The sequence below is a fragment of the Phocaeicola dorei genome (genome assembly GCF_013009555.1).
GTDB lineage: Bacteria > Bacteroidota > Bacteroidia > Bacteroidales > Bacteroidaceae > Phocaeicola > Phocaeicola dorei.
Genome location: NZ_CP046176.1, coordinates 3959269 through 3985287, shown reverse-complemented (window position 1 = coordinate 3985287; position 26019 = coordinate 3959269). Strand labels below are relative to the sequence as shown.

General features: G+C 40.5%; 19 protein-coding genes and 2 pseudogenes. All 21 read left to right on the top strand.

Translation table 11 applies throughout. The annotated features are described in order from the left end of the window. Positions 1 to 26 precede the first annotated feature (26 nt). A pseudogene (locus tag GKD17_RS16790) lies at positions 27 to 482 on the top strand (alpha/beta fold hydrolase); the annotation flags it as partial. A 154-nt stretch (positions 483 to 636) separates the two neighbouring features. Continuing rightward, positions 637 to 1085: pseudogene (locus GKD17_RS23420) on the top strand (hypothetical protein); the annotation flags it as partial. A 228-nt stretch (positions 1086 to 1313) separates the two neighbouring features. Then, on the top strand, positions 1314 to 1877 hold the full coding sequence (locus GKD17_RS16780; protein WP_007831655.1) for an RNA polymerase sigma-70 factor: 564 nt from the start codon (positions 1314 to 1316) through the stop codon (positions 1875 to 1877). A gap of 68 nt (positions 1878 to 1945) precedes the next feature. Next, a complete protein-coding gene (locus GKD17_RS16775) occupies positions 1946 to 2896 on the top strand; it encodes a FecR family protein (RefSeq protein ID WP_007831657.1) in 951 nt (316 codons plus the stop codon). Further along, positions 2893 to 3141 (top strand): hypothetical protein, encoded by a 249-nt coding sequence (locus tag GKD17_RS16770; protein WP_170272836.1) that lies wholly within the window; start codon positions 2893 to 2895, stop codon positions 3139 to 3141. Before GKD17_RS16775 ends, GKD17_RS16770 begins: the two co-directional genes overlap by 4 nt. Further along, complete coding sequence (locus GKD17_RS23415) at positions 3138 to 4307, top strand: TonB-dependent receptor (RefSeq protein ID WP_257229897.1); 1170 nt, start codon at positions 3138 to 3140, stop codon at positions 4305 to 4307. Before GKD17_RS16770 ends, GKD17_RS23415 begins: the two co-directional genes overlap by 4 nt. A 283-nt stretch (positions 4308 to 4590) precedes the next feature. After that, the gene (locus GKD17_RS23410) at positions 4591 to 5487 is read left to right on the top strand and encodes a TonB-dependent receptor (protein WP_235778210.1); all 897 of its coding nucleotides are present in this window, start codon (positions 4591 to 4593) and stop codon (positions 5485 to 5487) included. Between the two features lie 16 nt (positions 5488 to 5503). Beyond that, positions 5504 to 6232 (top strand): DUF4858 domain-containing protein, encoded by a 729-nt coding sequence (locus GKD17_RS16755; RefSeq protein ID WP_007831663.1) that lies wholly within the window; start codon positions 5504 to 5506, stop codon positions 6230 to 6232. A 239-nt stretch (positions 6233 to 6471) separates the two neighbouring features. Beyond that, positions 6472 to 6795 (top strand): hypothetical protein, encoded by a 324-nt coding sequence (locus GKD17_RS23405; RefSeq protein ID WP_257229896.1) that lies wholly within the window; start codon positions 6472 to 6474, stop codon positions 6793 to 6795. A gap of 182 nt (positions 6796 to 6977) precedes the next feature. Beyond that, a complete protein-coding gene (locus GKD17_RS16745; RefSeq protein WP_007831666.1) occupies positions 6978 to 8918 on the top strand; it encodes a glycoside hydrolase family 127 protein in 1941 nt (646 codons plus the stop codon). A gap of 77 nt (positions 8919 to 8995) precedes the next feature. After that, positions 8996 to 10081, top strand: a complete 1086-nt coding sequence (locus GKD17_RS16740; RefSeq protein ID WP_007831668.1) for a serine hydrolase domain-containing protein — start codon at positions 8996 to 8998, stop codon at positions 10079 to 10081. Between the two features lie 6 nt (positions 10082 to 10087). Further along, positions 10088 to 12724, top strand: a complete 2637-nt coding sequence (locus tag GKD17_RS16735; protein WP_032935589.1) for a hypothetical protein — start codon at positions 10088 to 10090, stop codon at positions 12722 to 12724. 150 nt (positions 12725 to 12874) lie between these two features. Beyond that, positions 12875 to 14812: a glycoside hydrolase family 97 protein gene (locus tag GKD17_RS16730; RefSeq protein WP_007831671.1), complete on the top strand. Its 1938-nt coding sequence runs from the start codon at positions 12875 to 12877 to the stop codon at positions 14810 to 14812. A 154-nt stretch (positions 14813 to 14966) separates the two neighbouring features. Beyond that, positions 14967 to 16616 carry a glycoside hydrolase family 43 protein gene (locus GKD17_RS16725; RefSeq protein ID WP_007831673.1) on the top strand — a complete coding sequence of 550 codons (1650 nt, stop codon included), beginning with the start codon at positions 14967 to 14969 and terminating at the stop codon, positions 16614 to 16616. Between the two features lie 16 nt (positions 16617 to 16632). Further along, a complete protein-coding gene (locus tag GKD17_RS16720; RefSeq protein ID WP_032935459.1) occupies positions 16633 to 17856 on the top strand; it encodes a glycoside hydrolase family 88 protein in 1224 nt (407 codons plus the stop codon). A 211-nt stretch (positions 17857 to 18067) separates the two neighbouring features. Continuing rightward, entirely contained in the window at positions 18068 to 18430 is a 363-nt protein-coding gene (locus GKD17_RS16715; protein WP_007831675.1) for a BlaI/MecI/CopY family transcriptional regulator, read from the top strand. A 33-nt stretch (positions 18431 to 18463) separates the two neighbouring features. Further along, a complete protein-coding gene (locus tag GKD17_RS16710) occupies positions 18464 to 20350 on the top strand; it encodes a M56 family metallopeptidase (protein ID WP_007831676.1) in 1887 nt (628 codons plus the stop codon). A 10-nt stretch (positions 20351 to 20360) separates the two neighbouring features. Beyond that, positions 20361 to 21704: a tetratricopeptide repeat protein gene (locus GKD17_RS16705; protein WP_007831677.1), complete on the top strand. Its 1344-nt coding sequence runs from the start codon at positions 20361 to 20363 to the stop codon at positions 21702 to 21704. Positions 21705 to 21734: 30 nt separating this feature from the next. After that, on the top strand, positions 21735 to 22925 hold the full coding sequence (locus GKD17_RS16700; RefSeq protein WP_007831679.1) for a peroxiredoxin family protein: 1191 nt from the start codon (positions 21735 to 21737) through the stop codon (positions 22923 to 22925). Between the two features lie 20 nt (positions 22926 to 22945). Further along, the gene (locus tag GKD17_RS16695; protein ID WP_032935592.1) at positions 22946 to 25054 is read left to right on the top strand and encodes a TlpA family protein disulfide reductase; all 2109 of its coding nucleotides are present in this window, start codon (positions 22946 to 22948) and stop codon (positions 25052 to 25054) included. Between the two features lie 121 nt (positions 25055 to 25175). After that, positions 25176 to 25949, top strand: a complete 774-nt coding sequence (locus GKD17_RS16690; RefSeq protein WP_007831682.1) for a hypothetical protein — start codon at positions 25176 to 25178, stop codon at positions 25947 to 25949. Positions 25950 to 26019: the final 70 nt, after the last annotated feature.

Genomic DNA, 26019 nt, shown 5'->3' with positions numbered 1-26019 from the left:
TACAGGTGAAGAGTGGTTATGTGAAGGTTCCGGAAGGTTCTTTGTATTATGAAGAAGCAGGTACGGGAGAGCCGCTTATTTTTATTCACGGACACTCTTTGGACCGTAGAATGTGGAATGAACAGTTCTTTAAGTTTGCAAAGCATTATCGAGCTATACGATATGATTTGTGCGGATATGGCATTTCATCCAAACAAACGGAAGATTTCCAATTTACCCATGCAGAAGATCTGGTTGCTTTGATGGATGCTTTGCATATACGGAAAGCGCATATTGTAGGTTTGTCTTTGGGGGGATTCGTTGGTGCGGATATGCTGGGATGTTTTCCGGACCGTATGTTGTCCGCTTTCTTGGCCAGCGGAAATATCCGCAAATCAAAAGGACCCAGTGAGCCGATGACAAAAGAGGAAGCGGCAAAACGGGATGAAGAAATCGCAGCACTGGAAAAGAAAGGAGTGGATGTGATGAAGAAGGAATGGTTTTCCAGCACTTTTGGGATGTCGTTCTCCCGGTAAAGAGTCTTGCCGCCCAACGGAGGGATATATCCGTCGGCAAGCCTGTCTGCCATTTTCAGAGTACAGGCGGGTGGGCGAACTGTACAGCTTCCCATCGAAGTGATTAGCTAGCTGACTGACGATCAGGGACGAACTGGAGTTTGCCGACAACCGTTTCGTAGTTGCAGGCAATTACAGGTACAACTACAACGACGGGCATCAGGCGATGGCGGACACGCACGCCGCTACCACGAACTTCCTGAACGCGCTGGAGAAGATTCCGGTCATCATTGACCAGTACCGGAAGAAAAATGAGGTGCTGGGACAGGAAATTCCTCAACTGGAAGCGATAGCCGGCAAGGAGTGGAAGAAGGAAAACGAGCTGAAAAGACTGAAATCCGAGCTTGCCGCACTGGACCGCAAGATACTATAGCTGGAGCTGTCCCGCTGATACCGGAGAAGACTGAGGAGAATATTCCTAATGCCGTACAACCGATGCAGACACGGAAAAGTCCGCATGAGGATTTTGTACACGGCCATCTGATTGTCAGAAGACTGGGACTGACGGAACCGAAGGGTATGAAACTATAGAGGCCTGCATTGTTCGGATACAATTCGTGGACGGCTGTTTTGTAACCAAAAGCAAAGCAGCCGTTCGTTTTCATTTAAGACAACAGGTCATTCCAAGTATAATTTTTGTACATGATAGCTAATCATATTGCAAAATCACATAATTTATTGTTATTAAGTTGTTATTAAGTCAGAAATCTCGTAAAATGGCAGGCAATTTTCATACATTTGCAAAAATAATTAGCTAATATGACTATATCAATAGATAATATAATACTTCAACTCCAGCAAGATAATGAGTACGCATTTAAACAACTCTATGAACAATATTATTCAAGAGTTGTAGTTTTTATTGTTGGAATGATAAAAAAAGAAGATATAGCCAATGATTTGGCACAGGATGTGTTTGTTGATTTATGGCTTGGCAGAAAGAGGTTAAATTTATCCCAAAATCTCCAGAATTATATTTTCGTTGCATCCCGTAATGCAGCCATTAACTATTTGAAGAAAGAATTGGCTCATGTGCATGAACAAATTGAAACTGTGCAGGAAAAAATATACGCAGACTCAAATGTTGAAGATTCAATATTTGCCAGAGAAATTAATTTGTTAATTGAAATGGTTGTTTCAGAAATGCCAAAACAACGGCAGCTTATTTATCGGATGAGCCGAGAAGAAGGTCTAAGCAATAATGAAATTGCCAATATGCTGGGAATATCAAAAAGAAGTGTTGAAAATCAATTAAGTTTAGCTTTGAAGGAAATCAAGCAATCTATATTGACTTATATTATTTTTCTGCTTTATACGTTATAATAAGTTAAAAACGTATCTTGTAGATGTGAGTATATCCATTGATTCTTGTACATTAAAAAAAGAGAATTATGGACTACATTCATGAAATCATAAAACGTTATTTAAAAAACAGGTATCCACAAAATCTGGAAACAAAAATCCAACAATGGCTTTGTGAGGACAAATTTTCAGAAGATAAGAATAAAGCCTTGTTTCAGTGTTGGAATGAAATAAAGTCGGATTCTGAAAGCTATTGTTCACAAAATTCGTGGGAGAATATTTCTATCCGTTTAGGTTTTAAGACATCTACTGTTTCTTGGAAAAAGTACGGATATGTTGCTGCTTCCTTCCTGTTGTGTGCTTTTATGGCTACAGTATGGTTCTTGCACAACTATGACACTACAAAAACACTGATTGTAAGAACAAGTGAGGGGGGATATAAAACAATAATCTTATCCGATAGTTCTACTATATGTCTGGGACCATCTTCCGAAATAATTTGCGCAGAAAATTTAACTGATACAATTAGATTAGTCCAGCTGAAGGGTGATGCTTGGTTTGAGGTTACTCATATATCAGATAAACCTTTTATTGTAAAAAGCACGAATCTGGTAACAAAAGTTATAGGAACCAAATTCAATGTGAGAGACTATCAAGAAGATACTTGTGCTATTGCGTACCTACTCACAGGATCAATTGAAGTTCTTACGCCAGAAAAAACGTCAAGCTGTATATTAAAACCCGGTGAGTTTTTTTCTTACAATAAGTTGACACACCAGATACATATCTCTACCCGAGAACAAGTCGGTTTGTCATTCAAAAATGCAACATTGGAAGACATAAAGAATACTTTAGAACAGAGGTTTAAGATCTCAATAAAGTTAAGCGGCTATTCAAGTGAAAGGTATACTTTTGATTTTGAAACGACTACATCAATTCAGGAAGTCATGGAAACATTGTGTTTATTGGATGACAACTTATCATGGGAAAAGGGGAATGCAGGACAGATAATTATTTATGTAAAATCAGAATCACGATGAAGACAAGAGTACTTGCTTTGATGTTTTTGTTAGGATTTGTTATTGAATATCCTATAAATTCTCAAGAATGTAATGGTAGAACCTATACGATAAAAGGGGCTTATAATTTAGTCGAATTTATAGAAATGCTAAAAGAAAAGACCGATTGTAAAATTGCCTACAAGGAATCGGATGTAAAAAAGAGAAAAAGATTAGTGTTGATTACAAAAATGCCCTCTTGGGGGTTATTCTTAAAAACGTATTGAAAAAATACGGATTAACCTTTATACAACAAGGGGATAGGATTATAATTAAAAAGGAATATATACATTCAGAAGGAGGTATAAGAGGGTCAGTTAAAAACAAGTTGTCTTTAACACCTTTAGAATATGCCAATGTCATATTGTTGGATGCTAACAATAATCAAATAGATGGCACTTCTACTGACAGCTGTGGAATTTTTAAGTTCCCTAATCTCAAAGTAGGACGTTATCTTATAAAAACAAGTATGCTTGGATATACTTCTGTATTATCAGATTATAGTATAGTTTCGTCAGCGAAAACAAGCAATTTGGAGTTGTTTTTAGAGGAAAGTTCAGAGAATCTTGATGAAGTGACCATCATTGCATCAACTCCAAGAAATTATCCTCAGAATGTAATGTCACTTACTGGAGGGAGGGTTTTGAGTATTGAAGAAACAAACAGATTTGCAGGTAACTTTGATGACCCTACAAGGTTGGCGTCTTCATTTACCGGCATTGCATCTGGTAGCGTAAACTCAAATGCTATGGAGATAAGAGGAAATTCTCCACAATTTGCCCAATGGAGAATGGAAGGTATTGAAACACCTAATTTGTCGCATTATGCGGATATGTCAGGTTTAGGTGGAGGTATATTGACCGGATTAAGTTTACAGACAATGGCAAATTCGGATTTCTATTACGGTGCTTATCCAGCAGAATATTCTAATTCGCTATCCGGAATTTTTGATATGAAAATGCGAAATGGCAATACTACAGACTTTGCACATTCCGTTCAATTAGGTATTTGGGGACTTGATTTGTCATCAGAAGGGCCAATAAGCAAGAAAAACGGAAGTTCGTATCTCTTCAATTACCGTTATTCATATTCTGGTTTGGCAGATAAGATTAGTGGTTCGGACGAGGGGCTTAATTATCAGGATTTGGCTTTTAAGATAAATTTGCCAACAAAAAAGATGGGAACTTTCACATTCTGGGGTATCGGACTCTTGGATAAAATAATTCAAAGACCGGAAGATGATCCTAAACAATGGGAAACATCCATAGAAAGACAAGAACAGAAAGCAAACTTCCAAAAGGGTGTAATCGGAATGGCACATATTCTATCTTGGAATGACAATACATATCTGAGAAGCAATGTAGGTATAACCTTATTCAGGAATCAAAGCTGAGAATCATATTTATGATAATGGATTAAACAGAATACCTGTCGCATTTGCTACAAAGCATGAAACCAATCTTCAAATCAATACATTTGTCAATAAACGTTTCAACGCTTTCCATACGAATCGAACTGGAATAAGTTATACAGGAATATTCTATAATTTGAATTTTAATACAAGCCCCAATGTCGGATTATTCTATCCAATGGAACGCTATGCTTATGGGAAAGGACAGAATAATGTATTATACATATATTCAAATTCCCTTTTTCAGTTAACAAATAAACTGAAAATGAATGTAGGTGTAGGTACTCAGTATTTTGATTTAAATAAAACATGGACTATTGAACCGCGTCTAAGTTTTAAATGGAACTTTCATCCAAAACAATATCTGTCATTCGGATATGGACTTTCTAGCAGAAGAGAGAGGATTGAGTGTTATTATACTCATGTTCCCAATCAAAAAGATATAGACAATACTCGGTTAGGTATGGGTAAAACGCACCAACTAAATCTGACATATGACTGGATGATAACAAACAATCTGAATTTAAGAATTGAGCCTTATTTTCAATATTTATATAATATTCCAGTAGAAGAGAACTCTTCTTTTTCCATTATTAATTTTAATGCTTTTATTCTTGACAAGCAATTAGTTAGTACAGGAAAAGGAAAAAACTATGGTATTGATATATCATTGGAACATTACCTGAAAAACGGTTGGTATTGGATGATAAATGGCTCCTTATTCAAATCAAAGTATATGGGAGGAGATAATATTTGGAGAAACAGCCGTATGGACAGAGATTTTGTTATTAAAGCTCTTGCCGGGAAAGAGTGGACTTTAGGCAAAAAAGGAAACAAGATATTAGGTGTTAATGTGAAATTGACCTATCAAGGAGGAGAGCGATACTCGCCTATTGATTATGTTGAATCCGAAAAGAATCATCTTATCAAGGTTGATGAGACAAAGGCATATTCTCTTCAACAGATTCCTTCTTTTATTTCAGATTTATCGATAATTTATAGAATAAACAAGAAAAAAGTGTCACATGAGTTCTCTGTTCAGTTACTAAATTTGAATGGTTTTAAGAATACATATTATCAATATAATATATTAACAAATCAGGTGGAAAAGAAACATAGTGCATCACTTGTTCCCAATCTACGATATAAGCTGTATTTTTAACAAATAAATAAAACGTATGATAGTAAGAACATTCCAAAATAAAAGAACAACGGATTTACCTTATGACATGAAGGTAATTCACTGCTATTGTCCGTTTAAAATGCATTTTTTCGAAAAAATTATAGTATTCATTGTTCTTTCTTTTATTGCGGACATCCTCTGTGCACAAGATATATGGACAAAGGAAGATTCAGTTAAACTGTCTAAAATATTGAATAGTGAAACCCCTATTAGCATAAACAGTGATTTTAAAAGGGAATTGGAAAAAAGCTCTATCGGTGAGCCAATAAGGGAGAGTTATGGTTCTTGGAATGATTTTATACTGGATGTCAAGACTTACGATTTTGATATATCGAAATATCAATCCATAAATATGGGCCATATCTTCAACAAACCTACTTCAGTAAAATTTTTCAATTTAAACAATGAATATCTCAAACATAACAAGTTTACAATTGACGGTCGAATAGATGTGGATAATCCTTTAATATATTTACAACGAAATACGAAACTTACTTTTCCATTGGACAGGAAATTACATTTCAATATATCTGGCAGCTATGCCTTGGATAAATCTCATAGTCCTATACTTCCGATAAATCCTACCCCCTATTCTTGGGGAGCAGGATTTTCCTATGACATAGGAAAAGATATTGCGATTGGTTCCCAAGCAAACTATCAGTATAATATTATACAAAAAAAATGGGAGTGGTTTTGGGTATTGAAAATATCAATAATATTCTAAGAACTGTATTGAAAGATGTAGAAAGATTTATCAATGAATAAACACGTTTATTTATAGAATATAAAAGAATTATAATAGGTTTCTTGATTTGTACAGGGTTTTCAACATTTGCTTTCAGTCAGACAACAGGAAAAATAGTAGATGCCAACCGGTAGCTGGTAGAAGGTGCGACCATCATCATGTAGCTTCCGGATTCAACCTATTTGGGTGCAGCCATATCTGCAGTCGACGGAACTTTCATGCTTGAACCGGAGCAGGAGAGTTATCAGTTCATCGTACAACATTTGCTTTATCAGACCAGGCAGGTAAAGGACCAGGCGCGTGATGCCGGTATCATCACACTGGAGCCGAAAGACTATAATCTGGAAGAAGTGGTAATAAAGGGAGAAAGATCATTGGTTAAAGTAGAAGACGGGCGGCTTGGTTATAACCTTTCAGCACTTTCGGAGAAACAGGCTGTAAACAATATATACGAGGCTATAACCAACTACCAGGTGTGCAGGAGAGTAATAGCGCACTTTCTCTTGCTGGAGCAAGTTCACTTACAATGTAGTGAACGGTAAGCCTACAACTATGACAGCATGATGAATATGGAGCAACCGGAAGCATTTAATGAAGCATTGGAAGAATTTTTAAATGACTTGGAATAAAAGTGGTTGGACTGCTGAAAAAGGAAGAGGTATTTTGAGTGCTCTCTTCCTTTTTTTCGTATTATAAAATAGAGATTCCAATAATCGGATAGTAAATGAAAAAATACAATGATATGAAGAGGAAAGTATTTATAGCGGTTATGTCGCTAGTTGTTTCAGGTGGTTTGTCTGGCCAATCAGTTTATCCCGGCCAGCATTCCGGAAAATTGAAAAAAGAAACCATAGCTCCGATGCAAGTCAGGAGCTTTGATTTGAAGGATGTCCGTTTGCTGCCGAGTCGTTTTCGTGAAAATATGATGCGTGATTCTATGTGGATGGCTTCTATAGAGGTGGACAGGCTGTTACATAGTTTCCGTACTAATGCGGGTGTGTTTGCCGGTCGGGAAGGTGGTTACATGACAGTAAAGAAATTAGGCGGATGGGAATCCTTGGACTGTGAATTGCGTGGACACACCACAGGGCACTTGCTTTCTGCCTACGGCCTGATGTATGCGGCGACAGGCAGTGAACTGTTCAAACACAAAGGAGACAGTTTGGTAAGTGGTCTGGCTGAAGTGCAAAACGCATTGGGTAATGGTTATTTGAGTGCTTATCCTGAAGAATTGATTAATCGTAACATCCGTGGCACCAGTGTATGGGCGCCGTGGTACACTCTTCATAAGCTTTTTTCTGGGTTGATAGATCAGTATCTTTACAGTGACAATCAGAAAGCTTTAGAGATTGTTACCCGCATGGCCGATTGGGCCTATCATAAACTCAAACCGCTGGATGAGGTTACACGCCGAAAAATGATACGGAATGAATTCGGAGGAATTAATGAGTCTTTCTATAATTTGTATGCGATAACCGGAGATGAGCGTTACCGGTGGCTGGCACGATTTTTTTATCATAATGAGGTGATTGATCCGTTAAAGGAGCTGCGTGATGATTTAGGGACTAAACATACCAACACGTTCATCCCGAAAGTGTTGGCTGAAGCTCGTAATTATGAACTGACGGAAGATGAGGACAGCAGAAAGTTGTCCGGTTTCTTTTGGCATACTATGATAGACCGTCACACATTTGCTCCCGGATGCAGTAGTGACAAGGAACATTATTTTGATCCGGACCACTTCTCCAAGCATATATCAGGCTATACCGGGGAAACCTGTTGTACTTATAATATGCTGAAACTTTCCCGTCATCTGTTCTGTTGGACAGCCGATGCTGCCGTTGCGGATTATTATGAACGGGCTCTTTATAACCATATTTTGGGACAACAAGATCCTCATACAGGCATGGTGACTTACTTTTTACCGTTGCTTTCAGGTTCACATAAAGTGTACAGTACCAAGGAAAATTCTTTCTGGTGTTGTGTGGGAAGCGGTTTTGAGAACCATGCTAAGTATGGAGAAGCTATTTATTATCACAATGACAAAGGCATTTATGTGAATCTTTTTATCCCCTCGGTGGTTAATTGGCGCGAGAAAGGATTGACTCTCCGGCAGGAAACGGATTTTCCGGCAGAGGAGACCACTGTTCTGACCATAGGAGCCCAAAATCCTGTAGAGACTACGGTTTATCTTCGTTATCCTTCATGGAGCAAGGGAGTGAAAGTATTTGTGAATGGCAAAAAGATAGCGGTGAAACAGAAGCCCGGTTCATATATCGCCATTACTCGTCTATGGAAGGACGGTGACCGTATTACGGCTGATTATCCTATGTGTCTCCGTGTGGAAACGACCCCGGATAATCCTCAAAAGGGAGCTTTGATTTATGGACCGCTTGTTTTGGCCGGTGAACGGGGAACGGATGGAATGCAGGCACCTGCTCCCGATTCCAATCCTGCTTTATACAATGATTATTATACGTATGATTATCATATTCCTGCGGGACTTCGCACCACGTTAAAACTCGATGTCGAACATCCTGAACGCAGTGTACAGCGTGTCGGCACGGAATTAAAGTTTACGACTTCGCAAGGAGATGTGATAGAACCGTTGTACAATATTCACCGGCAGCGTTACGTGGTGTATTGGGATCTGGAGAAAGAATAAATTTTATTGTAATATGAGTAAACGAATCCTTTGGTTCGTATTTATATATGGTTTGACTAATCAGATGATATAGAAATATGAATAAAGGATTCGTTTTTATTTTTATGTTGGTTGTAGGTTTGATGGTGACTTCTTGCTTGCGGCAAAGTAAACAGGGTGCAACTTATGACTTTACACCTTTGGATTCGATAATCAGCAGTTGGATGGACAAAGGATATTATCCGGGTGGAGCAATATGTGTAGTAAAGAATGATTCTGTACTGTTTGAAAAGGCGTATGGCTCTTTCACCGGAGATACAAAAGTGTATGTCGCTTCTGCCGGCAAGTGGGTGGCTGCTGCCGTAATTGGCGCGGTAGTGGACCGGACAGATTTGAGCTGGGATGATCCTGTAGAGAAGTGGTTACCGCAATTCAGGGGCGATGCGAAAGGCGGTATCCTTTTGCGTCAACTCCTCTCTCATACTTCCGGTGTACGTCCTTACCTGCCTGCTCCCCGGGTGGACAATTATAACCATCTGGATTCGGCTGTCACAGAAATATTGTCTTTGGATACTGTTTTCACACCGGGAACCCGGTTTGAATATGGAGGACTGGCCATGCAGATAGCCGGACGTATGGCAGAAGTAGCCATGGGAAAGGAGTTTGAACCTTTATTTCAGGAACTGATCGCTGCTCCTTTGGGGATGACTCATTCTCATTTTGCTCCGGTTAATACTGACGGGGGGCATGCTCCTATGTTGGGAGGCGGATTGTGCACTACGCTGAACGATTATATCCGTTTTTTGAAAATGATTTATCATAACGGACGTTCCGGGAACAGGGAGATACTGAAACCGGAAACAGTTCAAACTATGCAGGCAGATCAGGTGCGGAATGCTGTTGTTGCTCCCGGTGAGTATGTTGAGAAAGCGTTAGGGCAACATCACACAAGCATCTACGGACTGGGTGAATGGCGTGAATTGGTTGATGAGGCTACAGGGGAAGCTTATCAGATCAGTTCTCCCGGATGGGCCGGTGCTTACCCGTGGATAAACAAACGTGATGGCGTGTATGGTTTCTTTATAGCCCACGTACAAGGAGAAGCCAATAAAAAAGACGGCTTTTCTTCTTTCTATGGCAGTCCTGTCCTGTCTGAAACGGTAACCAAGATAGTAAATCAATAAATGAGTATGAAAAATATTTTAGTAATCTTTATTTTTTGGATGGGATGTATGTTGGCTGTTCAGGCGCAGCAACACCCTTGTGTCTATGTTTCTCCCTCGGATAAAGTGACGGTCCGGCAAAAAGTGAAAAATGAGCCTTGGGCTGGGGAAGCCTTTGCGGCTATACGCTCTAAGGTGGAAAAATATGTGGATCGTCATCAGACCGATCCCGAGTGGATCATTTCCCGTCTGGCCATGTATTGGAAAGAGGGGGAGCGTTATACCCAATGTTATCTGAAAAAACAGAATTGGGACCGTGGTGAGGGTAATGCTCCTGTCCCCACAGTACGGATGCCGGGTATGCGTACCTGGAATAAATATGCTAATGTACCGTTGGAACAGCGTATTCCCTATAATGAGACCGGAGATATGCTTGGCATTAACAAATTGAATCCTTCGGAACCTCCTGTGAAAGTGCCCTATAAGGAAAGCGGGCATATGGTACGGGGGAATAATGTCGAGATCCTGACATTGGCGGAAAATGCCGCTTTTGTTTATTGGGTGACAGGAGAAGAGAAGTTTGCTCGTTTTGCCACAGATATATTCAATGTATGGCTGGTGGGAACTTATTATATGAATCCTATTCTGGACCCCGGAAAATCATGTGGCAGTAGCGGTGGTTGGGAGCCGGGAGGCATTTGCGGGTATTATGATTATGAACAGATACATGACGATTTGGCGATGCACGCGGCAATGGTGTATGATTTTGCTTTTGATTATTTGAGCCGGCATCCTCATGCACACCTGAAGGAGATTGGGAAAGATACGAAGAGTGTAGCAGTTGAAGTATTCAAGCGTTTTATCAATATAGGACTGGTGCGTGGCGGAAAATCGGGTAACTGGAATGTGAACGGATGGAATATGATGTTGCGTCCCGTACTGGTACTCGATAGTAATGAGGCTTATCCTGACGGCAAAGGAAAAGAATATTATTTGAATCTGCTGGTCAACGAATCCACTCCTTACCATGATGCTATTCCCGATATGTTGAAAACTTATGACCCGGTGACAGGCTTGTGGCCCGAATCTCCAGGATACTCTTTCGGTACGATACAGATGTTGCTTGATTGGGCGGCTCCCTTAAAACGTGCCGGAATAGATATTATAGCCGGCAATCCCATTTTACAGAAAGCGGCAATGGCGGTATTTCCTTGGATGGATGATGCTGCCAACATGGTGGTTTTCGGTGATTCACGTGGAGGAAGCGCTAATTTCCAGACTTTTGAGAATTTGTTGGCTTACTATGCCGGGATTACTGATAAAGCGGGTATGGAAAAAGTAGCGAGTGCCTTGAACAAGGGGATTTCTCAAAAAAAATATACTAGAAATAATGCCGGTTGGACAGGGCTGTGTACCTATACAGCTACTATTCCATCTGTGTGTACAGAGAACAATGAGCGTGCCTCTTATTCTCCTCATCATCGTTTCATCACGATGAAGAACTGGGAGGGGGATTATAAAATGATGTTCAATCTGTATGGTGGTAAAAAAGGATATCATCTCACTCCGAATGGGCTGGCTTTACAATTCTATGCGTATGGTTATGCGCTGGCTCCGGATGCAGCGGCTTATGAGTCCTATTGGAGTAAAGATCACGTGTATCATCAATCTCCTGTAGGTTCTAATACAGTGTTACCCGGATATACGGAAGGGGATATCACTGTTCATGCCATGGAACCTATGGTAAAGGAAAGCGAATTCGTAAATGATAGGGAATTAACTCCTTATATCAACTTTGCCGATGTGTCTGCCGGTGAGAAAAGGAGAATGGTCGCTATGGTCCGTACTTCGGGGAATCGTGGTTATTATGTGGATATTTTCCGGTCGAATCTGATGGATAATAATTATTTGTTCCATCATGTAGGTACTTCTCTGACAGTTACCGATGCGGAGGGGAACAAGCTTCCTGATAAAGCTTTGGAGAAGTTTGACAAGACGTGGCATGAAGGATATCATTGGTTTTCCAATCTGCGTAAATCCGATTATAACCAGAATTTTATCGCTTCATGGAGTATGCCCGAAGATATTACGGCACGTTTATGGATGACAGGAGGTGAGGGGCGTGAAGTTTATCGGGTGGATGCTCCCCCGACTACGATGAATAAAGGGTTGACTCCCGGCGATATCTGTATGCCTCCTATGCCGACTCCTGCTTTGATTGTCCGTCAGGAGGGTAATAATGCTCAGACTCATCCTTTTGTATCTGTTTATGAAGCGTATAAAAAGAGTAGTCCGAATGTACTCGGTGTAGAAGCCTTGCAGGGAGATGATGATTGTACCGGGCTGAAAGTGAATACAGCGGACGGGTATGCGGATTATCTGTTCAGTGCGACAGATATGCAGGCTCATCATCCTTCCGGACATGTGTCATTCTGTGGCAGTTTAGGAGTAATAAGGGAAAAAGAAGGCAAGCTTCAACTGATGTATCTTGGCTGTGGCCGTTCACTAAAGAAAGGTAACTTTGTTTTAGAGTCGGATCGTGACGTATATGCTGCAATTTATATGCGGCATGGTGTGTGGTACTATTCAGCTACCGGTCCTGTACGGGTGAAAATGGGAAAAGAAACCAAAGATCTGGATGAAGGTTACAATCAAAAATTATAATTTTTTTGTGCTTCCTTATTCACCGCAGGGATATTCAGCATGAGTCTCTGCGGTGAATTGTTTTTTTACTGGTATATTTTATTTTTCCTTTCATTGAGTGAGTTTTCCGGTTCATCCGTACTACCAATATAAAAAGTAGTCATTATCATTATGAAAAAAATAGTATTCATAGCATGTGCGTTGACCTGTACGGTTTCACTTTATGCAGGTCATTCTAAAGAATTGAAATTGATGTCCCCGGAGGGAGTTCATGAAGTCATGTTCAGGCAGGAGAGAATTTCTTCTTCGGTAAATGAGATGGTATATCAGGTAAAATATAGAGGCAGAGAGGTTGTCGGAAACTCCCGTGCCGGTCTTCAGCTGGATAACCGTACTTGGGAACTGGCGCTTGCCCGTAAAATTAATCAGGCAAATTGTTGGATGGACAATCTGGAAGTGGACAGTGTTATTTATCAACCTGCCGTTGACAAGACATGGCATCCTTTGTATGGAGAGCGCAGCACGATACATGACGCTTATAATGCAGCTACCATGTACCTTTCTAAAAAGGATGGTTCTAATTATCGTTTGAACATAGAAGTACGTGCGTATGATGAAGGCATCGCTTTCCGTTATTTTTTTCCTGAACATCCACAGGCCATTTTTCATAAAGTGGTGGGGGATCTGACTGAATATACGTTTTCCCCCGGTGCGGTGGCGTGGACGGAGCAATGGGCGCAAGCTCCTTTTGAGCGCCTTGCCATTAATGACATCAAATTGCCGGTAGAACGTGCCTTGACCGTAGAACTTCCCAATGGGCTGTGGGTAGCTTTGACTGATGCCGATGTAGATGACTGGTGTCTGACTAAGTTTGTAGCTTCTCCAACTAAACAGAATACACTGACTTCGGTCATGTATAGCCCTGTGGATATTGTTACTTATTATGCTACTCCATGGAAAATTATCATGGCGGCTGATAAGCCGGGGGAATTGCTGGAACACAACGACATCATCCAGAACCTGAATCCTCCTTGTGAGATAACCGATACGGATTGGATAAAGCCGGGTAAGATTATGCGTGAGACCACCATTACTACTGAAGGAGCCATAGCCACGATTGATTTCTGTGCCGCCCATCATATCCCCTATATGCTGTTTGATTGGCAATGGTATATGCCCTGTACCTCTCATGACGGAGATGCCACGAAGGTCGTTTCCAAATTGGACATGCCTCGTGTCATAGCATACGGGAAAGAAAAAGGGGTAGGTGTATGGGTGTATGTCAATCAGCATGCCCTGATGAAACAGATGCATGAGCTTTTTCCATTGCTGCATAAGTGGGGAGTCGTAGGTGTGAAATCCGGTTTCGTACAGTATGCCAGTCATCGATGGGCTACTTGGTTACATGATATGGTTCGTCTGGCTGCCGAGAATAAATTGCTGATTAATATTCATGATGAGTTCCGTCCTTCAGGCTTTAGTCGTACTTATCCCAATTTACTTACTCAGGAGGGGATACGTGGAAACGAGGAATTTCCAGACGCAACGCATAATACCATTCTTCCTTTCACTCGTATGATTAATGGGGCGGCAGATTATACCATCTGTTATTTCGACAAACGCCTGAAGAACACCCATGCTCATCAGTTGGCGGCTTCATTGATTTTTTATAGTCCTTTACAAACTATCTTCTGGTATGACCGCCCTTCATTCTATCAAGGGGAGCCCGAAATAGAATGGTTCGAGAATCTGCAAACCGTATTTGATGATACAAAAGTATTAGAAGGTGCTCCGGGTAAGTGTATAACTATGGCGCGTCGCAAAGGTAATGACTGGTTTGTAGGAGCTTTGACTAATAATGAAGGTTCTGCTCAATCGGTAAATCTTTCATTTTTAGATAAGGGAAAGACCTATCTGGCCCGTATTTATACAGATGGGGGAGATAAAATGAAGACTCGTACTCAGGTGAAATGTACCCGTTTGTTGGTGGATTCTTCTCAAATCATGCAGTTCGCATTAAAGCCTGGAGGTGGTGTGGCCATGCAACTCGTGCCAGCGACGGATCAGGAAATAGAAGAATATAAAAAGTATAGAGGACAAGTATTATAAAAATAACCACTTTCGTTGAGTGTATTGGTTTTCTTGTCCGTATTATAGATAGATTAGGTTAACAAAAATGAAGGTTAGGTGATTTTTTAGTTTAATAGAGTACGTTTTTTAAGGTAAGAATGATTGTTTCAGGGCATTTTTATAATAGGTAAGAATGAAAAAGATAGTGATTATAGCGGCTTTAGTATGTGGTGCATGGCAACAGGCAGATGCTCAGTATGTATCCAAGGTATGGGTGCCCGATCAGAAAGACGGTACGTATATTAATCCGATTATTCATGCGGATTACTCTGATCCGGATGTTTGTGCCGCAGGTGATGATTTTTACATGACCGCTTCCAGTTTTGGCTGCGCTCCGGGATTGCCCATTCTTCATTCAAAGGATTTGGTCAACTGGCGTTTGGCAAACTATGCCTTGAAGGAGATAGAGCCGACCGGCTTCTTTAACGCTCCTCAACATGGAAAAGGGGTATGGGCTCCTTCTATCCGTTACCACAACGGTGAGTTTTTTATCTATTGGGGAGATCCCGATTGGGGTATTTTCATGGTAAAGACTAAAGATCCGTTGGGTGAATGGGAAAAGCCGGTCTTGGTAAAGGCCGGGAAAGGAATGATAGATCCTACTCCGTTGTGGGATGAGGATGGAAAAGTGTATTTGGTACATGCGTGGGCGGGCAGTCGTGCCGCATTCAATAGTGTGATTACGGTTTGTGAGATGAATGCGGGAGGTACAAAAGTCATTAGTGAACCTGTATTGGTTTTTGATGGTAATGATGGGGTGAATCACACCATCGAGGGGCCTAAGTTTTACAAACGTAATGGATATTACTACATTTTGGCTCCTGCAGGAGGGGTGGTGACAGGTTGGCAGTTGGCACTTCGTTCTCGTAATGTGTATGGCCCATACGAATCGAAAATTGTTATGGCTCAGGGAGATACAGATATAAATGGTCCTCATCAGGGAGGATGGGTGGAAACTTGTACAGGCGAGTCTTGGTTTATCAATTTTCAAGATAAAGCTATGTATGGTAGAGTTTTGCACTTGAATCCTATGAAGTGGGAAAATGATTGGCCCGTGATTGGGGAGGACAAGGATGGAGATGGGTGTGGTGAACCTGTAAAACGATATAAAAAGCCGGATGTAGGCAGGACTTATCCTATAGAGACACCGATTGAGAGTGATGAATTCAACACAAGGCAATTGGGCTTGCAATGGGAATGGCATGCCAATTACCAGGATACGTTTGGCTTTACCTCTGATTTGGGTTACATTCGTATATATGGACATATTTTGTCCAAGGATTTTGTGAATTTTTGGGAGGTGCCGAATCTCTTGTTACAAAAATTCCCTGCCGAAGAATTTACAGTGACTGCCAAACTGAAAGTTTCGGCGAAAGCAGACGGACAGCAGTCCGGACTGATAGTGATGGGGTGGGATTATGGCTATCTGGGTGTAGTAAAAGAAGGTGATAAATTTATATTGAATCAAGTGGTCTGCAAGGATGCGGAGCAATGGTCTCCTGAAACAGTGACCCGTCTTGCGGAATTACCTGTAAGCCGCCGGTTCGGAGCCGGGCTCTATCCCAATTATGAGCGTGATATTTATTTGCAGGTGAAAGTAACTGGGGGAGGTATCTGTTATTTCAGCTACAGTCTGGACGGCAGGAAATATACATCGGCCGGAGTGCCTTTTACCGCTCGTCAGGGTAAGTGGATAGGAGCGAAAGTAGGATTATTCAGTACAGCTCCTTATGGTAAGGAAAGAGGTTGGGTAGATGCCGATTGGTTCCGTATCAATAAGTAAAAAAGAAAGGATAATTATGAATACAAAAAATCTATTAGTAGGTATAGGGTTATGTCTGCTTTCAGCCTGTACTGAAGTAGACAACAAACTGGAGGTGGACAGAGCTTTGGAATATTGTGATCGCCAGGTACATCGTACTTTGGAGGTTATGCATGGAAAAGGGCGGGAGGTAGATTACACTATGATGCCTCGTAACATAATGGATGGCCAGTCTGACTGGAACTATCGTAAAGTGAGTAAGGAAGAATGGTGCGGAGGTTTCTGGCCGGGCATCTTGTGGTATGATTATGAATATACACAAGATCCGAAAATAAAGGAAGAGGCCGAAAAGTTTACTGCTTCTTTGAAATTTCTCTCGGAGATTCCTGCATACGATCATGATTTTGGTTTTTTGGTTTTTTGTAGCTATGGTAACGGTTATCGTCTGACCGGTAATCCGGAATATAAGCAAGTTATAATCAATACGGCTGATTCGTTATCAGCATTGTTCAATCCCCGTGTAGGTACTATGCTTTCATGGCCTCGCAATGTGAAAATGTTTGGCGGTCATAATACCATCATGGACAATATGATCAATCTGGAAATGCTTTTCTGGGCAGCCAAGAATGGAGGTAATCCTTATTTGTTTGACATTGCCGTGGCTCATGCGGATAAGACGATGAAATATCATTTTCGTCCGGATTATACCTCTTATCATGTAGCAGTGTATGATACTCTGACAGGTGAATTTATCAAGGGAGTGACCCATCAAGGTTATTCGGATGACAGTATGTGGGCTCGTGGTCAGGCATGGGCTATCTATGGTTATACAGTCGTTTATCGGGAAACAAAAGATGTCCGTTACCTCGATTTTGTACAAAAAGTAACGGATGTATATCTGAAAAATCTGCCCGAAGACTATATTCCTTATTGGGATTTTAATGATCCGTCCATTCCCGATGCTCCCCGGGATGCTTCTGCCGCTTGTGTGGTAGCTTCTGCTTTATTAGAATTGTCCGGTTATCTGCCCGCTGAAAAAGCATTGGAATATAAACAGGCGGCTGTAAAAATGCTAACCAGTCTGAGTTCTGACAAATACCAGTGTGGTGAAAGTAAACCTGCTTTCCTGCTTCATTCCACAGGACACTTGCCTGCCGAATCAGAGATTGATGCATCCATCATTTATGCTGATTATTATTATATGGAGGCACTTCTCCGCCTGAAAAGGCTGACGGAGAATAAACCGGTCATTGACGAATAATAGATTGTTCAGGGAAGTATAAAGTATATAGAGATCTGTAGTTTCCTTATAGGTGGATTATTTATGATAAGTATATCCCGTTTTCACCTACTGATGAAAACGGGATATACTGTTTTACAGCAGGTAACTAAAGCTTTTAGTTTACTTTAACTATGAAAATTAGTTTTATAACTAAAAGTTTTAGTTCTTTGTGATAATCAAAAGAAAGATTATGAAAATGTTGACAGCAAAGGAAGAAGAGATTATGGGTTATTTTTGGGAAAAAGGCCCGTTGTTTGTAAAACAGTTACTTGATTTTTATGATGAACCGCGTCCACATTTCAATACTCTGTCTACCATTGTGAGAGGATTGGAGGAAAAGGGGTTTCTCAGTCATGAGGTATTTGGAAATACCTATCAGTATTATGCGGTGGTAAGCTGTGATGATTTTAAGAAGAAGACGTTGAAAGGGGTTATCAGTAAATATTTCAATAACTCTTATTTAGGAGCGGTTTCTTCACTGGTGAAGGAGGAGGAGATTTCTCTGGATGAATTGAAGCAGCTTATCCGGGATGTGGAAAAGGCGCATGAATAATCCGGATAAAGAGAATAATTAAAGATACATACTATGGGAGCATTTTTTGTATATATTGTAAAGTCGGCAGTCTGTCTGGCGGTATTCTATTTATTTTACCGCCTGTTGCTGAGCCGTGAAACATTCCATCGTTTTAACCGTATTGCTTTGTTGGGAATACTGATATTGTCCTGTGCCATTCCCTTTGTGGAAGTGACCATGAAAGAACCGATGGAAGTCAGCCAACAATTGCTGACTTGGGAAGAACTGCTGCTTATGGCTAGTCTTAATCGGACTGCTACTATAGAAACTGCTCCCGAATCTGCTATTATGTGGCGTGAAGCGCTGCTGATGGTTTATTTGTTGGGTATTGTATTCTTCTTTTTACGTAATGTATGGTCGCTGACCCGTATGTTGAGGCTGATAAAGGGTAGCACCCTTGTCCGTCAGGAAAATGGTATTACGCTGATAACCCACCAAAAAGAAATCGCTCCGTTCAGTTGGATGAAGTTTGTAGTGATCTCTGAGAAAGACCTGAAGGAAAACGGTGAGGAAATACTGACGCATGAATACGCTCATATACGGAAGAGACATTCCATAGATTTACTTATAGCGGATATCTGCATCTTTTTCCAATGGTTCAATCCTGCTTCCTGGTTATTGAAACAGGAACTACAGAACATACACGAGTTCGAAGCGGACGAAAGCGTGATTGCACAAGGTATTGATGCAAAGAAATATCAGTTGTTATTAATAAAAAAAGCTGTTGGCACAAGGCTCTACTCTATGGCCAACAGCTTCAATCACAGTTCACTTAAAAAACGTATTACTATGATGTTAAAAAAGAAATCCAATCCGTGGGCACGACTCAAGTACCTGTATGTGCTTCCATTGGCAGTCATTGCCGTGGCAGCCTTTGCCCGCCCCGAAATCTCTAGTGAGTTAGATGAGATTTCAGCCGTCAAAGTTAATGATTTAACGGCAATTATGAAAACCGAAGAGGTTAAAAGTCCCGAAAAACATCCTGCAAAGGAAATAAAAGTGCAAGGGCAGGTATTAGAAAAAAGTACAAACACTCCGGTTGTAGGTGCTAATGTGATTATCAAAGGTACCACTTCAGGTACGATCACTGATTTAGATGGAAATTTTGTTATTTCAATGCCTGTTGGGGCTACTTTGAGTGTTTCATATATAAATATGAAAACAAAGGAATTGACTATTACAGAGAAACTTATTGGAAAAATTAAATCTTTAAAAGTGTATTTGGAGGGAGAAATCACAACTAAGACACAGGAAGTGGTTGTAGTAGGTTATGGAGGTGGTGAAGAAGCTTCTGATGAAGTTCCGGTTTTTCAGGTTGTTGAAGAGATGCCTGAGTTTCCGGGTGGTATGGGAGAATGTTTGAAATTCTTGGGGAAGAATATCAAATATCCAGTGGAGGCTCAGAAAGCTGGAGTACAGGGAAAGGTTATTGTACAATTTGTAGTTGAGAAAGATGGTAATATAGCCAATCCCAAAGTTGTCAGGAGCATTGATCCGGATTTGGACGGTGAGGCCATCCGAGTCATTTCCATTATGCCGAAATGGAAACCGGGTATGCAGAAAGGCCAGCCTGTGCGTGTGAAATATACGGTTCCCGTCACTTTCAGACTAGACGGTAAAGATACAAAATCAAATGAAACACGTCATTTGGAGTTGAGGACAGACTCTGTTTTTCAAGAAAATCCATTGCGGATAGGTAAGGAAACTTTTTCGTTGAAAGATTGGAAGGAAAAACCATTGCTTATAGTTGATGGGATAGAAAAGCCTTATAGTCAAATGGAAAAAATGAATGCTTCGGATATTGAATCTATTTCGGTGTTGAAGGATGCGGCAGGTACTGCCATTTATGGAGCCAAGGCCAAGAATGGCGTGATATTGATTACTACAAAGAAACAATAAGAATAAAGATATGAAGAAATTTGTAACACTGCTACTATGTATGCTCCCCATTTCGTTGTTTGCCCAGGTGAATGATGGGATTCGTCAGGCAATGGATAATTATGATTATGAGACAGTAGTTATGCTGATTGAATCCGATTGTCAGGATTCTTTATTGCTTATTACCAAAGCTCAGGCGCTGAAAGCGATGAACCGTTATCCGGAAGCCATAGGGGTATTGAACTCTCTTATCTTGAAAGACAGCACAAACACAAAAGTTTTGATCGACCTTGCCGAGTGTTACAAATTGACGGGTAACTCCCGTCGGGCGGCCAACTGTTATCAGAAGGCAATGAATTTGCAACCGGAAAATAAATTTTTCCGGTTGCAGTTCATACGCTCTTTATTAGCCTCCGAAGATTATGAAGAAGCACGTACGGCTTGTCATGGCTGGTTGGAGCGCGATTCCTTGTCGGCCACCGGATACAAATATCTGGGACAGGCATACGAGGGATTGCAGGATGCCGCCAGTGCCTTTCTTAGTTATAACATAGCCTATCGGCGTGATTCGTTGGATGCCCAGACAGTGGCACGCATTGCCGGTATTTTTAATAACAATCAGCAGTTTAAAGATGCTGTTGATGTGACGGAAGTTTATCGTTTGTCCGATACCACCAATATAGATGTGAACCGCCAGAATGCGAAAGCTTATTGTATGCTGAAAGAGTACGGAACAGCGGTAAAACGCTATGAGTCATTAAAAGAACTGGGTGATCGTAGTTTTCTCACTCTTTACTATTTAGGTGTATCCCATTATGGGGATAACTGGTTTTATGGTGCATACGATAATCTGAAAGAAGCCTATCAAAAAAATCCGATGGATGTGAATGTGCTCTATTATCTGGCAAAAGCTTCGGCACGCACTTCCTGGAAAAAGGAGGGTGTGGAATATATGGAAGAAGCCTTCCGCATAGCGGTTCCTTCTGATAGTATGATGGTACGTCTTTATGACGGGTTGGTAGAATGTTACGATTATGCGGGGGATACAAAGAAAGAGGTGGAAGCCTTGGAGAAGTTATATATTTATACAAAGAAAAACTCCATTCTTTATAAAATAGCCTGTCTCTATGATTGGAAAGAAGATGAGAAGAATGCCATTCGCTATTATAAGAAATACATGGCTACTGTTCCCGAAGATCAGCGTTATGCTTTGGACGAAGACGGGAATCCGGTGGAAGACCGCATAACACTTTACCAGCAGGCATGGAAACGTATCAAAAAAATAAAGGAGGAAGGTTTCTTTAGAGGTGATATTCCGACAAAGTCATTTCCTGTAGAGAAAAAAGATACGTTGGCACTTCGTCATGCAAAATAACGGAAGTCATTTATATAAAAGTAAGAATATATGAAGAAAATTTTGGCTTTGGCACTCTTTGCAGTGGCTCTAGTATCATGCCGGCAAACTATGCAGACCGATGGCTTTAAACTATCCGGTCATTTGGAAGGGCTTCAGGTCGGAGATACTCTTTTTCTTAAAACTTTTTTATTGCCCGATTGGAAAGAAGACGGGACAGATACCATATTGGTGGAAAAGGAGGGAACTTTCTCGGCTTTTATTCCTATGGAACATACTACTTTTTATTTATTGATGCATCAGCCTAAAATGGGTGAACCGTTACGGAGTTGTATTCGCGGAGCTGAGATTATAGCTCGTGTAGGTGATGATATAAAACTGAAAGGGTCTTTGGATTACTTGGGTGCGGTTCGTCATTCGGGTGGTTTTTATGACAATTCGTTGGTGGCTAGGTACGATAGCCTGACTGCGTCTTCCAATACTGAAATGATTGATATCTTCAGTCAGATACTGAAATATCAGGATACAAAGCAAAATGATAGTGTGGCAAAATACGGGCAAATGTATAATGAATATCATCGTCCGCTAATACTGAAGACTGTTCGTGATAGTCTGGCATTGAAAGTGAACGATATGGAATATGCCGCTTTTATGTATGCATCCGCTTTTGTTTTTGATGCTACTTATAAGGATGTGAAAGAGCGTTTGGCACAATTTACTCCAGAGGTTCAAAATTCATATTTTGGACAAATACTTGACAAGCAATTGCTTGTATTGAAGAATATTGAAGTAGGCTTTGCGCCAGCGGAGTTTACAGTGACAGATAAAGATGACCGGAAGGTGTCTTTGTCTGATTATAAAGGCAAATATGTGTTGATTTATCATTGGGGATTATGTCCTGGTACTTTTTGGGTAAATCCTAAAATAATGGATCTCTATCAAAAATATCATGAAAAAGGTTTGGAGGTATTGGGATTTACCCGTGATGATTTATTGAAATCGTTGCAGGGAAGTTCTGAAGAGTTTAAGAAAGATGAACGGGTACAGGGATTGCTAAGCCATCCGTGGACTACAGTTTACACAGAGGAGGAGGGTAACGGCTTTATAGTGAAAGACCTTTATTTTTCAGGAGTTCCCATTCTTATGTTAATCTCTCCGGATGGTATTACTTTGGTCCGTGGATATACAAAGGCATACGAAGAAGTAAAGAATATTTTGGATAGGAACTTGGGAAATAAGTAAGTATGTTAAAAAAAAATACAATGAAAAACTTTGGTATTCTATTGCTTGCTATGGTGAGTTGCTGCCTTTTGCAGGCAAAAAACCGGGTGGTTAAACAGCCGCCTTTCATCGCTCGTAGTTCTTCTACTATTGAGATAGACAGAGTGGTGGTTTCGGATACGGCAACCGTATTGGATATAAAAGCCTTTTTCCGTCCTCATAATTGGATTCAGATAAGTAATGAAAGTTATTTGTTGGCTGATAATGGAGAGAAGTATCCGATTCGTTCCGGTAATGGAATCACTTTGGGTGAAAAATTTTGGATGCCCGATAGCGGCGAAGCTTCTTTTAGTCTTATTTTTCCGTTATTGCCCCCCACAGTGAAAGTGATTGATTTCATTGAAAGCGATTGTGAAGATTGTTTCAAGGTATGGGGAATCCATTTGGATGGAAAATTACCGGAATTAGATTTATCGGATGATGTGAAGAAACAGAAATTGAATTACGATGAACCGTTGCCTAAGGCTGAATTGAAAGATGGCAAATCAGTGATAACCGGTCGTTTGTTAGGCTATGAGAAGCACTATGCACTTCCGTTTTCTTGTAGGACTTGTGATTTGTTGACGGCTAAATTTGAGGATACTGAAATTAAGGTGAATGAAGACGGAACATTTCGGACAGAGATTGAACTTTGTACTCCGACTACGGTCAGTTTTTCTGTGGGACGTGATATTTATTTTGATGTATTTTTAGTTCCCGGTGGTGAATTGGATATGGCTGTCAACTTGCGTGAGTTGAGTCGTTCTGAAAGCAAATTGTTGAAAGGGAAGCGTGCTGGTGGAAAGAAAGTCTATTTTTCAGGTACTATGGCGGCTTTGAATGATGAAATGATAACCGATGATGAACATTTGATGGATGTATGGGGAATGGTTCATTGGAATATGAATGATTTATATAATATGACTGCCGGTCAGTATAAAGCTTATTGGTTGAAAAAATATGAAGAAACCAAATCTGCTATCTGTTCCGATAAGAAAAGAAGTCAGGCATACCGGAATCTTTTATTGGCTCAGAATGATTTGCTTTGTACTTTGACATTGACCCGTGTAAGCTCTAATTTAGCCTATGCTTATGTGCAGTGCAGTGGATTACCGGCTCGTGAAGCTTATCAAAAGTTTAAACAACCGGAATTGAGTGATGATTTCTATGACTATATCCGGCAGCTGAATATACTGAACTCGCCTGTCATGCTTTATACCAATGGTTATGCTGATTTGGTGAGAGGAATGGGCTATATGAGGGTGAAGATGGATGATAAGTTGAGTGATATATTTGCGTTTATTCTCTCTTCCGATAAAGTTTCTGTTGAAGATGCTGAGATAATACGTGAGTTCAAGGCTAATACAGATGCCGGAAAAATATCTGTCTATCGGGAAAAAATGGGAGAATTGCGAATAAAATACGATGATTTGTTTAAAGAATTCAGTTCTATGCAGCAAGACTATATCTTGAAAAAGATTATAGCCGGATATTTGGGTACAGAGCAAGGACTTTTTTTCGATCTGCAGAAAATGATGAAATATGCTCAGAAAATCAGTGACTTCACTCCATTGACTATACATGATTTTGAGGAGATACGGAAGATGAGTGATCCTTATTATCTCAGCAGACTGACAAGGATGAACAACCGTCTTTTGGAAACGATTGAAGCTAATAAGAAAAAGAAAGGTTATACTGTTAATGAATCCGGAGAAGTAAAAGATGAAGATTTATTTTATTCTATCACTTCTAAATTTAAGGGTAAGGTGATTTTGGTCGATTTTTGGGCGACTTGGTGCGGTCCTTGCAAAATGGCTATGAAACAGATGAAACCGATGAAGAAAGATCTTGAAGGTAAAGATATTGTATATGTTTTTATTGCCGGAGAGAACTCGCCCAAAGAAACGTGGGATAACATGATTCCGGATATTCATGGAGAGCATTACCGAGTAACGGCGGCTCAGTGGAATTACCTGAGCAAGCAGTTCAGCATACAGGGGGTTCCGACTTATATTATTGTCGATAAAGAAGGGGGTATTATTCAAAAATACACCGGTTTCCCAGGAGTGGATACCGTAAAAAAAGAATTAATAAAAGCATTAGAGAAATAAAGAACGTGTTCGTCTTGCAAGAATAAAGTGGAAAAGGATCTGTAAGCTGCTGTAAGCATTTACAGATTCTTTTTTTGGATTTATATTACTATCTTTGGCAAGACAAAACTAATATTGAATAATGAAAAACTGGGTCGTTAAGTTATTGGTATTACTTTTCATTCCTTCTTTAGCAGGAATCTTGTTCACTGTTGCTCTTGGTTTTAATCCGGGGGGCTGGTTACAAATTACGACGTATGCTTTCCCTCCGTTACTCACTCTCGCCGGAGGGGCTTTTATCATTGCTTCAAGATGGAAAATTCCTTTTCTTATATTGATGGCGGCTGCCAGTATGGCCTTTAATATTCCTTTACAGAACTGGCTTTTTCATTCGGCAGATGAAGTGGTGCGTTATCATGCTGTTACCGATTTATATAATGGGGGGAATAATGCTCTGTATTTTACTTTCGATACTCTGGAGGTGGATTATGCCCGAAGGAGCAGTGTGACTGTCACTCGTGAGGTGACACGAAGTATGGGCAGACACCGCTATCGTAAGGAACAGAAGCAATATCATTTCTCTGTAGCTCCTGCATTTACCGATTCATTGCCCCGTCATAAGTATGAGGAGCGGGAAGTTAAGGCATGGGTTATTCCGGTGAGGCATGAGAAAGGACAAGCCGTTGTATGTTATGAGCGTTGTATTTTTGATTTAGATGATTATCAAAGGGCCATTGATCGGTCCCGCTGTAAACTCCACCATCCTCAAGCTCCGATTATACGACCTTTGTATTCACAGTTCATTACCCGGCAGGAATGGAAAGGAATCTTTCTGAATGTTGCATGGATTGTACTTTCTGTACTGATGGTACTGGGGGTAATTTTGAATTATCAAGCAGACAGAAAGAAAGCATAATATCGGAACAGACTGTATGAAGGGTACTTTATGAATATTATGATTTTCATGCATGTGACCTGTCAATGTT